Origin of the sequence: Streptomyces sp. PA03-1a, from assembly GCF_033792805.1 — a bacterium.
Classification (GTDB): Bacteria; Actinomycetota; Actinomycetes; order Streptomycetales; family Streptomycetaceae; genus Actinacidiphila.
The window spans coordinates 1-12,071 of the sequence record NZ_JARAVO010000272.1; the positions used below are offsets into that span (position 1 = coordinate 1).

A 12,071-nucleotide genomic window follows, 5' to 3' on the forward strand; every position below is an offset into this window, starting at 1 on the left:
CCAGGTCCCCGGCCGCCCCCGCAGGAGGAACACGTGCCGCCGACGCTCGACCCTCCCGCGGTGCGCGCATGGTGCCGGCTGTCCCTCCAGGCGCTCGGCCGGGCCCGCGAGGAGATCGACGCGATCAACGTCTACCCCGTCGCCGACGGGGACACCGGCACGAACCTGTTCCTGACCGTGGAGTCCGCCGCCCAGTCCGTGGACGCCGTCTTCGAGGGCCACGCCGCCTCGGGCGGCATCCCGGACCTCACCTCGTGCCTGCGCTCCATGGCGCACGGCGCGCTCATAGGAGCACGCGGCAACTCCGGGACGATCCTCGCCCAACTGCTGCGCGGCATGGCCGAGGTCCTCGCCGAGGACGCCGGCGACCTGCGGCCGGCCCTGCGCCGGGCCGCGGAGTCCGCCTACCAGGCCGTCGCGCATCCGGTCGAGGGCACGATGCTCACCGTCGCCACGGCCGCCGCGGAGGCGGCCGCCGCCGTGACCGGCGACGTCCACGAGGTCTCCCGGGCCGCGTACGAGGCGGCCCGCCTCGCCCTGGCGGCAACTCCGCGGCAGCTGGCCGTCCTCGGCGACGCCGGTGTCGTCGACGCCGGCGGCCGCGGCCTCGTCGCCGTCCTGGGCGCCCTCGCGGACGCGGTTTCGGGACAGGCCCCGATGGGCCCGCTCGACGACGCCCTGCGGGTGCCGTTGCCCAGGGGCGCGTCCCAGGTCGTGCCCTACGGCTGCGCGACCGGCGGGGACGGCGCGGACCCGCACGCGGTGCCCGGCGGGCCGGACTTCGAGGTCATCTACCTCCTGGAGGCACCCGACCGCGCCGTCCCCGCGCTGCGCACCCGGCTGGACCGGCTCGGCGACTCCCTCGTCGTCGTCGGCGGGGACGGGCTGTGGAACGTCCACGTCCACGTCGACGACGTGGGCGCCGCCATCGAGGCCGGGATCGATGCGGGACGGCCGTACCGCATCAAGGTGACGCACTTCGGCGACCAGGCCCGCGCGCTCGAGCAGGGCCGCCGCGGGGCCACCGGCGGGCGGGGCGAGCGCACGCTCCGGGCCGTGGTCGCGGTGGTGCGCGGCGACGGCCTCGCGGAGCTGTGCACCCAGGCCGGGGCCACCGTGGTCGCCGTACGGCCCGGGGAGCCGCCCGCGAGCGGCGACATCGCGGAGGCCATCCGCCGTGCGCACGCCCGCGAGGTCGTCCTGCTGCCCAACGACGTCGAACTGCGGCACGCGGTGGGCGCCGCGGCCGAACAGGCGCGCACGGAGGGCGTCCGCGTGGCGCTCATCCCCACCCGGTCCGCGGTGCAGGGCATCGCCGCCCTCGCCGTCCACGAGCCCACCCGGCGCTTTGACGAGGACGTCGTCGCCATGACCTCCGCGGCCGGCGCCACGCGCTACGCCGAGCTCGCCGTCGCGGAGGCCCAGTCCTGGACCATGGCCGGCGTCTGCCAGGCCGGGGACGTCCTCGGCCTCATCGACGGGGACGTCGCGGTGATCGGCGGCAACCTCGTCGAGACCGGGATCATCGTCCTGGACCGCATGCTCGCCGCGGGCGGGGAGATGGTCACGCTCGTCATCGGGTCCGACGCGCCCGCGGACCTGGCGGACCGGCTCGAGGCGCACGTCCGTGACAGCCACCTCGCGGTCGACACGGTCGTCTACGACGGCGGCCAGGAAACGTGCCCCCTCCTCATCGGCGTCGAGTAGCCGCCCCCGCGTCGCCGCGTGCGGCGCCGTTGTGGTTGCTGTTGGGGTTTCCCCGCCGCCCTCCCTCCCCCCGGCCTTCGGCCGGGGGGACCCCCATCCGGCGCGGTTGGTGCGGGTCTCGCACCGTGCGCCTGGGTCGGGGCCGCGCCGGCGCACTCCCCCACAGCGCTCGCGGTTTATCCCTGCAGTATTCGGCGCCGGGTCCGCCGCTCGTCGCTTCCGGGCGCACCCCGCCACACCCCCTCATGCCGGTTGGGGCGCTTGACGGCCGGTGGGGGGTGAGTAGGGCACCTGTGGCGACCCCGGACCGCTCTCCGAACCCCCACCAGCCGTTAGTCGCCCACACGACCCAAGGGGGTGTGGCGGGGTGCCCCCATGGGGGTCCCCCCGGCCGAAGGCTAGGGGCGTGCGCCGGCGCGGCACCGACCCACAACGTACGCAGCGAGGCGGTCACTGACCGCGCCGGATGGGGGTCCCCCCGGCCGAAGGCTGGGGGAGGGAGGGAGGGCGGGGAAACCGCCCGCCGCAGGCGCAACGCACCCGTACACGACCACCCGGGCAGCCCGGCGCAGCCGCAGCACCCCGGGCCGCAACACAAACTTTGTCGGCCCCGTGCGCAAAGATGGACGCGATGTCTGCTGCCCTTGACGAACCGCTCGCAAAATCCGTCGGCGGCCGCACCGCAAAGGTGTTCGCCGACCATCTCGACCTGCGCACCGTCGGCGACCTGCTGCACCACTACCCACGCCGCTACGCGGAACGCGGCGAGCTGACGCGCCTGTCCGACCTCCCGCTGGACGAACACGTCACCGTCGTCGCGCGCGTCGCCAAGGCGACGAAGAAGACCTACGGCCCGGGCAAGTCGCGCCTCGAGGTGGTCGTCACGGACGGCAGCGGCTCGCTGACCCTGGTCTTCTTCGGCCGGGGGGTGTTCAAGCCGGAGCACGACCTCCTCCCGGGCCGCCGCGGCATGTTCGCCGGCAAGGTGTCCGTGTTCAACCGGGCCCTGCAGCTGGCGCACCCCGAGTACCAGTTGCTGGACGCCGAGGACGGCAAGGAGGCCGTGGACGCCTTCGCCGCCCGGCTGATCCCGATCTACCCGGCGTGCAAGCAGGTCAATTCGTGGACGATCGCGAAGACCGTCGACACCGTGCTGACCTCCCTCGGCGCCACGCAGTGGTCCGGCACGGGCGAGCCGCTGCCCGCCGCGCTGCGGGAGTCGCGCGGGCTCGTGGCGCTGCCGGAGGCGCTGGAGAAGATCCACCGCCCGCGGTCCAAGGCCGACATCATGATCGCCAAGGAGCGCCTGAAGTGGGACGAGGCGTTCGTACTGCAGGTGGCCCTCGCGCGGCGCCGGGCGGCGGAGGACGCGCTGCCCGCCGTGCCGCGCGTGCCGGCGGAGGACGGACTGCTGAAGGCCTTCGACGCGCGGCTGCCGTTCACGCTCACCGAGGGCCAGGAGCAGGTGTCGGCCGAGATCTTCGCGGACCTGGCGACGGACCACCCGATGCACCGGCTGCTCCAGGGCGAGGTGGGTTCCGGCAAGACGATGGTGGCGCTGCGCGCCATGCTCGGCGTGGTCGACACGGGCGGCCAGGCCGCGATGCTGGCGCCGACGGAGGTGCTGGCGCAGCAGCACCACCGGTCGATCACGGAGATGATGGGCGACCTCGCCGAGGGCGGCATGCTCGGCGGCTCGGACCTGGGCACGAAGGTCGTGCTGCTGACCGGTTCCATGGGGGCCGCCGCCCGCCGCCAGGCGCTGCTTGACCTGGTGACCGGCGAGGCCGGGATCGTCGTGGGCACGCACGCGCTGATCGAGGACAAGGTGGGGTTCCACGACCTGGGGCTGGTCGTGGTCGACGAGCAGCACCGCTTCGGTGTCGAGCAGCGCGACGCGCTGCGGGGCAAGGCCAAGCAGCCGCCGCACCTGCTGGTGATGACGGCGACGCCGATCCCGCGCACCGTCGCGATGACGGTCTTCGGCGACCTGGAGACCTCCGTGCTGGACCAGTTGCCGGCCGGGCGTTCGCCGATCGCCACGCACGTCGTGCCGGCGAAGGACAAGCCGCACTTCCTGTCGCGCGCCTGGGAGCGGGTGCGCGAGGAGGTCGAGAACGGGCACCAGGCGTACGTGGTGTGCCCGCGGATCGGCGACGAGGAGCCGGACCCGAAGAAGAAGTCCGCGGAGGACGAGGCGGAGCGGCGGCCGCCGCTGGCGGTGCTGGAGATCGCCGAGCAGCTGGCCAAGGGGCCGCTGGCGGGGCTGCGCGTGGAGGTGCTGCACGGGCGGATGCAGGCGGAGGCGAAGGACGACGTGATGCGCCGCTTCGCCGCCGGCGATGTCGACGTGCTGGTGGCGACCACGGTGATCGAGGTCGGCGTCAACGTGCCGAACGCCACCGCCATGGTGATCATGGACGCGGACCGCTTCGGCGTCTCGCAGCTGCACCAGTTGCGCGGCCGGGTCGGGCGTGGTGCGGCGGCCGGTCTGTGCCTGCTGGTGTCCGAGATGCCGGAGGCGACCTCGGCCCGCGCCCGGCTGGACGCCGTGGCCGGGACGCTGGACGGCTTCGAGCTCTCCCGCATCGACCTGGAACAGCGGCGTGAGGGCGACGTCCTCGGGCAGGCCCAGTCCGGGACGCGTTCGTCGCTGCGCATGCTGACGGTGATCGACGACGAGGACGTGATCGCGGCGGCCCGGGAGGAGGCCACCTCGCTGGTCGCCGCGGACCCCGGACTGGAGGGTCAGCCGGACCTGCGCAGCGCGCTGGAGAGCCTGGTCGACGCGGACCGCGAGCAGTACCTCGACAAGGGCTGACGGGCCGTCATTGTCAGTGCCTCCTGGGAGAATGGACACAGTCCGCGCCGATCCGCTCGGGAATAGGCGTAGTTGGACCTTTGGGGGCTGATTTCATGTCGTTCCGTCACCTCAACGAACTGCCGCTCGGTGAGAAGGTCTTCCGGATCGAGCTCTCCAGCGACGACGACACCACCGTCACCCTGACCCTGGCCGGCTGGTCCGAGGACGACCCGGACACCCTCCTCGCCTCCGGCACGCTCACGCTGCCGCTGACCGACGTCCCGTCCCTGCGCATCGCCCTCAACCGCGCCCTGCGCGCCCTCGCCCTCGTGGCCGACGTGGCCGAGCCCATACCCGACCGTGACGTGCTGCGCGAGCTGTTCCCGGGGCACGGCGCGCCCTGGGTGCCGCAGCACGAGGAGGAACTGGTCCGCCGGTTCCACGACGGCGAGTCCATCGCCCGCGTGGCCGCGCGCTTCGGCCGTACGCCCGACTCCGTCCGGACGAAGCTGCGTGAGCTCGGTCACGACCCGCGCCGCCCCGAGCACTGCCCGCCCGACGGCTGCCTGTCCTGGTCGCGCTACGCCTCGCCGGCGCTCGTCGGGGCCGTGGAAGAGCAGGGCCGGGACTGACCTACGTATCGTGGGGGAGCGGCGCCGCGACGGCGCCGCTCCCCCCCGCCCACGAGACGAATGAGCCGCAGATGACCCGCGTGATCGCCGGAGCCGCCGGTGGCCGCCGCCTGGCCGTGCCGCCGGGCAACGGAACCCGACCCACCTCCGACCGGGCGAAGGAGGGGCTGTTCTCCACCTGGGAGTCGCTGCGCGGCGTTCTGCACGGGGCGCGGGTCATCGACCTGTACGGGGGATCGGGTGCCGTCGGCCTGGAGGCGCTCTCACGTGGCGCGGCGCACGTGCTGCTGGTCGAGTCCGACCCCCGCGCCGCCCGCGTCATCCGGGAGAACGTCCGCGCCCTCGGGCTGCCCGGCGCCGAGGTGCGGGCCGGAAAGGCCGAGAAGGTCGTCGCGGGACCGCCTCCGGCGGAGCCGTACGACCTGGTGTTCCTGGACCCGCCGTACGCCGTCACCGACGACGAGCTGCGCGAGATCCTGCTCACACTCCGTACGCAGGGCTGGCTCGACGCGGACGCCGTCGCCACCGTGGAGAGGAGCACCCGAGGCGGGGAATTCCACTGGCCCGAGGGGTACGAAGGGATCAGGGCCCGGCGGTACGGCGAAGGGACGCTTTGGTACGGTCGCGCCGCCGACGTCACCGACGCGTCATGAACCACCCGCAGAACCCTCAGAGCGAGGAGTCACCGTTGCGCCGCGCAGTCTGTCCGGGGTCCTTCGACCCCGTCACCAATGGACACCTCGACATCATCGCCCGAGCCTCGCGCCTGTACGACGAGGTCTACGTGGCCGTGATGATCAACAAGTCGAAGAAGGGCCTCTTCTCGATCGAGGAGCGCATCGCCCTCATCGAGGAGGTCACCGCCGGGTACGGCAACGTGCGCGTGGAGGCCTTCCACGGCCTGCTGGTGGACTTCTGCAAGCAGCGCGACATCCCCGCCATCGTGAAGGGCCTGCGCGCGGTCAGCGACTTCGACTACGAGCTGCAGATGGCCCAGATGAACAACGGGCTGTCCGGCGTGGAGACCCTGTTCGTCCCCACCAACCCCACCTACAGCTTCCTGTCCTCCAGCCTCGTCAAGGAGGTGGCGCAATGGGGCGGCGACGTCGCGCACTTGCTGCCCCCCGTCGTGCTGGAGGCCCTCAAGAAGAAGCTCGCGCAGCAGTAGAGTCTGGAACGTGGACGTCCAGAAGAAGCTCGACGAGATCGTGGCCGCCGTGGAGGCCGCCCGGTCCATGCCGATGTCGGCCTCCTGCGTGGTCAACCGTGCCGAGTTGCTCGCCATGCTCGAAGACGTACGGTCGGCGCTGCCCGACTCGCTCTCCCAGGCCCAGCAGCTGCTGGGCGGGCGGGAGCAGATGGTCGAGGAGGCCCGGGCCGAGGCCGGCCGGATCATCGGCGCCGCGCACGCGGAACGCGGTTCGCTGATCTCCGACACCGAGATCGCCCGCCGCTCGCAGCAGGAGGCCGAGCGCATCGTCACGGAGGCGCAGCGCGAGGCCACCGAGATCCGGGCCGAGGCCGACGACTACGTCGACAGCAAGCTCGCCAACTTCGAGGTCGTGCTGACCAAGACCATCGGCTCGGTGGACCGCGGGCGCGAGAAGCTGCTGGGCCACGGCCCGGCCCTCGACGAGAACGGCTACCCGTACGCGGACGAGGACGACGCGCCGGAGCGCAGCGGGGACCCCGAGACGCTGCGCCGCCGCGCGGACGAGTACGTGGACGCCAAGCTGGGCGCCTTCGAGGCGGTGCTCAGCAAGACCCTGGAGGCCGTCGGACGGGGCCGCCTGAAGCTGACCGGCCACCGCCCCATGGACGAACTGGGCGCCCACGACGCGGACCCCGAGGGCCAGGTCCCCGGGCAGTCCGACGCCGAGTACCTCGCGGGCCTGGCCGCCCCCGTGGCCCCCGGCGACTACCAGTACGACCCGAACGCGGTCCAGCAGCCCGACTACGGCTACCAGCAGCCGGACCCGTACCAGCAGCAGGTCCAGCAGCCGGACCCGTACCAGCAGCAGGGCCAGTACGCCGACCCGTACGCCGCCCAGCCGCAGCAGGCCTACTACGACCCGAACTACGGCTGGCAGCAGCCGCAGCAGAGCGGTTACGAGCAGCAGCAGTACGTCCCGCAGCAGCACCAGCAGGGGCAGGGCGCGGCGCTCGACGAGACGAGCTTCTTCGACACCAGCATGATCGACCTGAACCGGCTGCGTGAGCTGGAGCAGGAGCGCGGTTTGGGCTGAGCCCGGGGGACCGGTATCCTGATCCCTCAGCCGTGTGATCCCCGGCGCTTTGGCGTGCCCGCCGTCGTGGCGACGGGCACGCGCCGAACCGAAGAAAGCAGGAGCCCTGAACACCCGCCTCGACCACCGCAACCCGCTCGTGTTCGACACGCACGAGCTGGGTCGTCGTCCTGGGGCGATGAAGAAGGTCTCCCGCTCGGTGCCGGCCCCCAAGGACATGGGCATCGAGGTCATCGGTGTCCGCGAGGGCACGGAGATCGAGCTGGACCTCCGCCTGGAGTCGGTGATGGAGGGGGTGCTCGTCACGGGCACCGCCCGCGCACCGCTCTCGGGGGAGTGCGTAAGGTGTCTGGAGCCGCTCGAGCGTGAGCTCGAGACGGAGTTCCAGGAGTTGTACTCCTACCCCGACGCCGACACCCGGACCGGTGGGCACCACGGTGCCGCCGACGCCGGTGACGACGCCGAGGAGGAGGACACTCTCTTCCTCGAGGGCGACTTGTTCGACCTCGAGCCCGTGCTGCGCGACGCGGTGGTTCTCGAACTGCCGCTGCAGCCGGTGTGCCAGGACGACTGTCCCGGTCTGTGCTCCGATTGCGGGGCGCGGCTGGCGGACGACCCGGACCACCACCACGAGGTCACCGACATCCGTTGGGCGGCCCTGCAGGAAATCCAGCTGAGCGGTGCCGAGGACGGCGCCGACGAGAACCAGGAGAAGTAGCCGTGGCTGTTCCCAAGCGGAAGATGTCGCGCAGCAACACGCGCCACCGCCGTTCGCAGTGGAAGGCTGCGCCCGTGAGCCTGGTGGCGTGCGAGCGCTGCCACGAGCCGAAGCAGCAGCACATCGCGTGCCCGAGCTGCGGCACCTACAACCGTCGTCAGGTCCTCGAGGTCTGATCGGCGGGTGAGGGGCTCCATGTCGTCAGACGGCGCAACGTCGACGGACGCCGGTAAGGCAGCCTCGTCCCCCGCGGTTCTGGAAGGGCGGCTCGGGTACACACTCGAACCCGCCCTTCTGGTGCGTGCGCTGACCCATCGCTCGTACGCGTACGAGAACGGCGGTCTGCCCACCAACGAGCGCCTGGAGTTCCTCGGGGACTCCGTGCTCGGCCTGGTGGTCACGGACACGCTCTACCGCACCCACCCGGACCTCCCGGAGGGCACGCTCGCCAAGCTGCGGGCCGCGGTGGTCAACTCCCGAGCCCTGGCCGACGTCGGCCGTGGCCTCGACCTGGGCAGCTTCGTCCGCCTCGGCCGGGGCGAGGAGGGCACGGGAGGCCGGGACAAGGCGTCGATCCTCGCGGACACCCTCGAGGCGGTGATCGGGGCGGTCTACCTGGACCAGGGCCTGGACGCCGCGTCGGAGCTGGTGCACCGGCTCTTCGACCCACTGATCGAGAAGTCCTCCAACCTCGGGGCGGGACTGGACTGGAAGACCAGCCTCCAGGAACTCACCGCGGGCGAGGGCCTCGGTGTCCCGGAGTACGTGGTCTCCGAGACCGGACCGGACCACGAGAAGACCTTCACGGCTGCCGCCCGCGTCGGTGGTGTCGAGTACGGCACCGGCACCGGCCGCAGCAAGAAGGAAGCAGAGCAGCAGGCCGCCGAGGCCGCCTGGCGCGGGATCCGCGCCAAGCGCGAGGCGAACGGCACTGTCGCGAGCTGAACCCGTCAGGCCCGTCCGGCCGGCCCCCGAGGCCGACCGGGCGGGCCTTCCGGTTCCCCGGGCGGGGAACCGCCTTCCGAGAGGAGCGCGCCGCGTGCCGGAGCTGCCCGAGGTCGAAGTCGTACGCCGCGGTCTGGACCGCTGGGTCAGCGGCCGCACCGTCGCCCGGGCCGAGGTGCTGCACGCCCGCGCCGTGCGCCGCCACCTCGCCGGCGGCGCGGACTTCGCCGACCGGCTGGCGGCGCAGACCTTCGGTCCCGCCCTGCGCCGCGGCAAGTACCTGTGGCTGCCGCTCCAGGACTCCCCGCTCGCGCTCCTCGGGCACCTGGGCATGAGCGGCCAGCTGCTCGTCCAGCCCGAGGACGCGCCCGCCGAGACCCACCTGCGGATCCGGATCCGCTTCGAGGACGACCTCGGCACGGAGCTGCGCTTCGTCGACCAGCGCACCTTCGGCGGCCTGTCGCTGCACGAGTGCGTGCCCGGCGACCCCGAGCGGCTGCCGGTCCCCCTGTCGCACATCGCCCGTGACCCGCTCGACGCCCGCTTCGACGACGCGGCCTTCCACACCGCGCTGCGCCGCCGCCGCACCACGATCAAGCGGGCGCTGCTCGACCAATCGCTGATCAGCGGGGTAGGCAACATCTACGCGGACGAGGCGCTGTGGCGCACCAGGCTGCACTACGAGCGGCCGACCGCGACCCTGACCCGCCCGGTCACCACCGAACTGCTCACCCACATCCGCGAGGTCATGACCGACGCCCTCGCCGCCGGCGGCACGAGCTTCGACAGCCTGTACGTCAACGTCAACGGGGAGTCCGGCTACTTCGACCGCTCCCTGGACGCCTACGGCCGCGAGGACGAGCCCTGCCGCCGCTGCGGCACCCCGATCCGCCGCCGTCCCTGGATGAACCGGTCGAGCTACTTCTGCCCGCGCTGTCAGCGACCGCCGCGCGGTCCGGGCGGCACGTCCGCCGTCACCGTCCGCCCGTCGTAGCGCCGCTGCGCCGCCAGCACCTCCGGCATCCGCGACTCCACGAGCCCGATCAGGGCGAGCAGCCGCTCGGCCGTGTCCCGGCCCAGCGGTGTGAGGCTGTAGTCGACCCGCGGCGGGTTGGTGGGCTGCGCCTCGCGGTGCACCAGCCCGTCCCGTTCGAGCGCGTGCAGGGTCTGGGAGAGCATCTTCTCGCTCACCCCGTCGACGCGGCGGCGAAGCTCGTTGAACCGCAGTGCCCCGTCGACCAGCGCGCCCAGCGTCAGCGAGCCCCAGCGGCCGGTCACGTGCTCCAGCGTGGGGCGCGACGGGCACGAGCGGGCGAACACGTCGTACTCCGGGTTCGCCGCCCCGGCACCACCGCTGCCGCCGGTGGCGTCGCCGGCCCGAACGGACGTCTCCATGGGCGTGAGCGTACTCGTCCACAGCGCCACCCGTGGGGTTGCGCTTCCCCTCGGTGAGTTACGGCCCCGAACCCCCGGCGTGGCCGGGGCCGTACGGCGCACAATGGGCGGATGCTTCCCGACGGCCCGCCCGCTCCGCCCGCCCCCGCCGCCACCTACGCCGAGACCGCCGAGCCGCAGCCGGAGATCCCCCTGATCGGCGGTGACGTGACCGAGGGCGTCGTCCGCGTCGGCGACACCGTCCGCCGTCCGACCGGCGCCCACAGCCCCCTGGTGCACGCCCTGCTCCGTCACCTGGAGGACGTCGGATTCCCCGGCGCGCCGCGCCTCCTCGGCATCGACACCGCCGGCCGGGAGGTGCTGACCTACGTGGCGGGGGAGGTCGCCGGACGGCCGCGGCCCGCCTGGATCGCCGACGAGGGCCGCCTCGTCTCGGTCGGCCGCCTGGTCCGCGCCTACGACGACGCGGTAGCCGGCTTCACCCCACCCGACGGCGTCCAGGCCCCGGCCGGTCCCGCGCCGCACCCGGACATGCCTCCCGCGCCCGCGCATCCCGCCGAGGTGATCGGGCACATGGACTTCACGCCGGACAACATCGTCTTCCGGGCCGGCCGGGCCGCCGCGCTCATCGACTTCGACCTGGCCAGGCCGGTTCCCAGGGTCGAGGAGATCCACAACGCGATGCTCTACTGGGCCCCCATCGGCGACCCCGCCGACGCCGACCCCCAGTTGCGCGACGTGGACGTCCCCCGGCGCTGCCGCCTCCTCGCCGACGCGTACGGCCTGTCCGGCATTGACCGCGGCCGCCTGCTGGAGGTCGCCGTGCTCCGGACCCGCCGCGCGTGGTTCTCCATGAAGCGGATGGCCGAGACCGAGGGCGGCGGCTGGGCCCGCATGTGGCACGAGGGGGTCGGCGACCAGATCAAACGCCGCGAGGCCTGGCTGGAGCGCCACGGCTCCTCGATCGAGGCGGCACTCACCGCTCCTTAGGGCAGGACGCACACCGGCCCGAACCCCGGGCGCCACCTGCTCCGGGAGGCTGCCGGGCCGCCCTCCGGCGGCGTGTCCTTCTCGACCACGCCCACCTGTACGTACCCGGAGCCGTCGGCGCTCAACGGAGCGCCGACGGCCGGTGGCCGGCTCAGTAGCCGAAGTCCTGCGTCCACCAGGGGCCGCCGTCGCCGAAGACGGCGCCGACACCGATCGTCTTGTAGTCGCAGTTGAGGATGTTGGCGCGGTGCCCCTCGCTGTTCATCCACGCGTCCATGACCTCCTGGGCCGTGGCCTGGCCGCGGGCGATGTTCTCGCCGCCGAGGTCCTTTACGCCGGCCTGCGCGGCCCGGTCCCAGGGGTCGTCGCCGTCGGGGTCGGTGTGGTCGAAGAAGGCCCGGGCGGCCATGTCGGCGCTGAAGTCGGAGGCGAGCTCGGAGAGCTTCTTGTCGTCGCGCAGCGGCCGGCAGCCGGCGGTGGCCCGGACGGTGTTCACCAGGGCGAGGACGGAGACCTCGGCGACGCTCTGGTCGCCGTCCTGCGCCTCGTCGCCGCCCGGCACGAGGGTGGCCGCGGGCGGGGAGGGGACGGTGGCCGGCGCGGAGGACGCGGAGGGCTGCGGAGCGGTGGGGGTC

Annotated in this window: 13 protein-coding genes; 11 read left to right on the forward strand and 2 right to left on the reverse strand. The window is 73.1% G+C overall.

Translation table 11 applies throughout. The features are described from left to right. The first annotated feature begins 33 nt into the window (after positions 1 to 33). The 10 genes from PV341_RS38960 to mutM all read left to right on the forward strand — a co-directional run bounded on the left by PV341_RS38960 (position 34) and on the right by mutM (position 10,045). Positions 34 to 1,707 (forward strand): DAK2 domain-containing protein, encoded by a 1,674-nt coding sequence (locus PV341_RS38960; protein WP_500325637.1) that lies wholly within the window; start codon positions 34 to 36, stop codon positions 1,705 to 1,707. Between the two features lie 622 nt (positions 1,708 to 2,329). After that, positions 2,330 to 4,528 (forward strand): ATP-dependent DNA helicase RecG, encoded by a 2,199-nt coding sequence (gene recG / locus PV341_RS38965; protein ID WP_500325639.1) that lies wholly within the window; start codon positions 2,330 to 2,332, stop codon positions 4,526 to 4,528. A 95-nt stretch (positions 4,529 to 4,623) separates the two neighbouring features. Next, on the forward strand, positions 4,624 to 5,142 hold the full coding sequence (locus tag PV341_RS38970) for a hypothetical protein (RefSeq protein WP_499514200.1): 519 nt from the start codon (positions 4,624 to 4,626) through the stop codon (positions 5,140 to 5,142). A 71-nt stretch (positions 5,143 to 5,213) separates the two neighbouring features. Next, positions 5,214 to 5,795, forward strand: coding sequence for a 16S rRNA (guanine(966)-N(2))-methyltransferase RsmD (gene rsmD, locus PV341_RS38975; RefSeq protein ID WP_500360274.1), 582 nt, complete (start codon positions 5,214 to 5,216; stop codon positions 5,793 to 5,795). Positions 5,796 to 5,830: 35 nt separating this feature from the next. After that, positions 5,831 to 6,310 carry a pantetheine-phosphate adenylyltransferase gene (gene coaD / locus PV341_RS38980; RefSeq protein ID WP_499514202.1) on the forward strand — a complete coding sequence of 160 codons (480 nt, stop codon included), beginning with the start codon at positions 5,831 to 5,833 and terminating at the stop codon, positions 6,308 to 6,310. 10 nt (positions 6,311 to 6,320) lie between these two features. Continuing rightward, a complete protein-coding gene (locus PV341_RS38985) occupies positions 6,321 to 7,388 on the forward strand; it encodes an ATP synthase subunit B family protein (protein WP_500325643.1) in 1,068 nt (355 codons plus the stop codon). Between the two features lie 178 nt (positions 7,389 to 7,566). Continuing rightward, a complete protein-coding gene (locus PV341_RS38990) occupies positions 7,567 to 8,106 on the forward strand; it encodes a YceD family protein (protein WP_500325645.1) in 540 nt (179 codons plus the stop codon). 2 nt (positions 8,107 to 8,108) lie between these two features. Continuing rightward, positions 8,109 to 8,282, forward strand: coding sequence for a 50S ribosomal protein L32 (gene rpmF / locus PV341_RS38995; RefSeq protein ID WP_026251550.1), 174 nt, complete (start codon positions 8,109 to 8,111; stop codon positions 8,280 to 8,282). 19 nt (positions 8,283 to 8,301) lie between these two features. After that, positions 8,302 to 9,051 carry a ribonuclease III gene (rnc, locus tag PV341_RS39000; RefSeq protein ID WP_500325647.1) on the forward strand — a complete coding sequence of 250 codons (750 nt, stop codon included), beginning with the start codon at positions 8,302 to 8,304 and terminating at the stop codon, positions 9,049 to 9,051. Between the two features lie 94 nt (positions 9,052 to 9,145). Then, on the forward strand, positions 9,146 to 10,045 hold the full coding sequence (mutM, locus tag PV341_RS39005) for a bifunctional DNA-formamidopyrimidine glycosylase/DNA-(apurinic or apyrimidinic site) lyase (protein ID WP_500325649.1): 900 nt from the start codon (positions 9,146 to 9,148) through the stop codon (positions 10,043 to 10,045). On the opposite strand, the gene PV341_RS39010 is transcribed toward mutM, so the two are convergent. Next, the gene (locus PV341_RS39010) at positions 9,988 to 10,446 is read right to left on the reverse strand and encodes a winged helix-turn-helix transcriptional regulator (protein WP_500325651.1); all 459 of its coding nucleotides are present in this window, start codon (positions 10,444 to 10,446) and stop codon (positions 9,988 to 9,990) included. The genes mutM and PV341_RS39010 overlap by 58 nt on opposite strands. A 111-nt stretch (positions 10,447 to 10,557) precedes the next feature. On the opposite strand from PV341_RS39010, the gene PV341_RS39015 reads away from it, so the two are divergent. Continuing rightward, positions 10,558 to 11,436: an aminoglycoside phosphotransferase family protein gene (locus tag PV341_RS39015; protein ID WP_500360275.1), complete on the forward strand. Its 879-nt coding sequence runs from the start codon at positions 10,558 to 10,560 to the stop codon at positions 11,434 to 11,436. A 151-nt stretch (positions 11,437 to 11,587) separates the two neighbouring features. Here PV341_RS39015 and PV341_RS39020 read toward each other — a convergent pair. After that, on the reverse strand, positions 11,588 to 12,071 hold a 484-nt coding region (locus PV341_RS39020; RefSeq protein WP_500360276.1), incomplete at its 5' end, for a CAP domain-containing protein.

Excerpts from the sequence above, each read along its gene's own strand:
- recG (WP_500325639.1), top strand. The coding sequence starts at position 2,330 with ATGGACGCGATGTCTGCTGCCCTTGACGAACCGCTCGCAAAATCCGTC.
- PV341_RS38970 (WP_499514200.1), top strand. The coding sequence starts at position 4,624 with ATGTCGTTCCGTCACCTCAACGAACTGCCGCTCGGTGAGAAGGTCTTC.
- rsmD (WP_500360274.1), top strand. The coding sequence starts at position 5,214 with ATGACCCGCGTGATCGCCGGAGCCGCCGGTGGCCGCCGCCTGGCCGTG.
- PV341_RS38990 (WP_500325645.1), top strand. The coding sequence starts at position 7,567 with ATGAAGAAGGTCTCCCGCTCGGTGCCGGCCCCCAAGGACATGGGCATC.
- rnc (WP_500325647.1), top strand. The coding sequence starts at position 8,302 with ATGTCGTCAGACGGCGCAACGTCGACGGACGCCGGTAAGGCAGCCTCG.
- PV341_RS39010 (WP_500325651.1), bottom strand. The coding sequence starts at position 10,446 with ATGGAGACGTCCGTTCGGGCCGGCGACGCCACCGGCGGCAGCGGTGGT.
- PV341_RS39015 (WP_500360275.1), top strand. The coding sequence starts at position 10,558 with ATGCTTCCCGACGGCCCGCCCGCTCCGCCCGCCCCCGCCGCCACCTAC.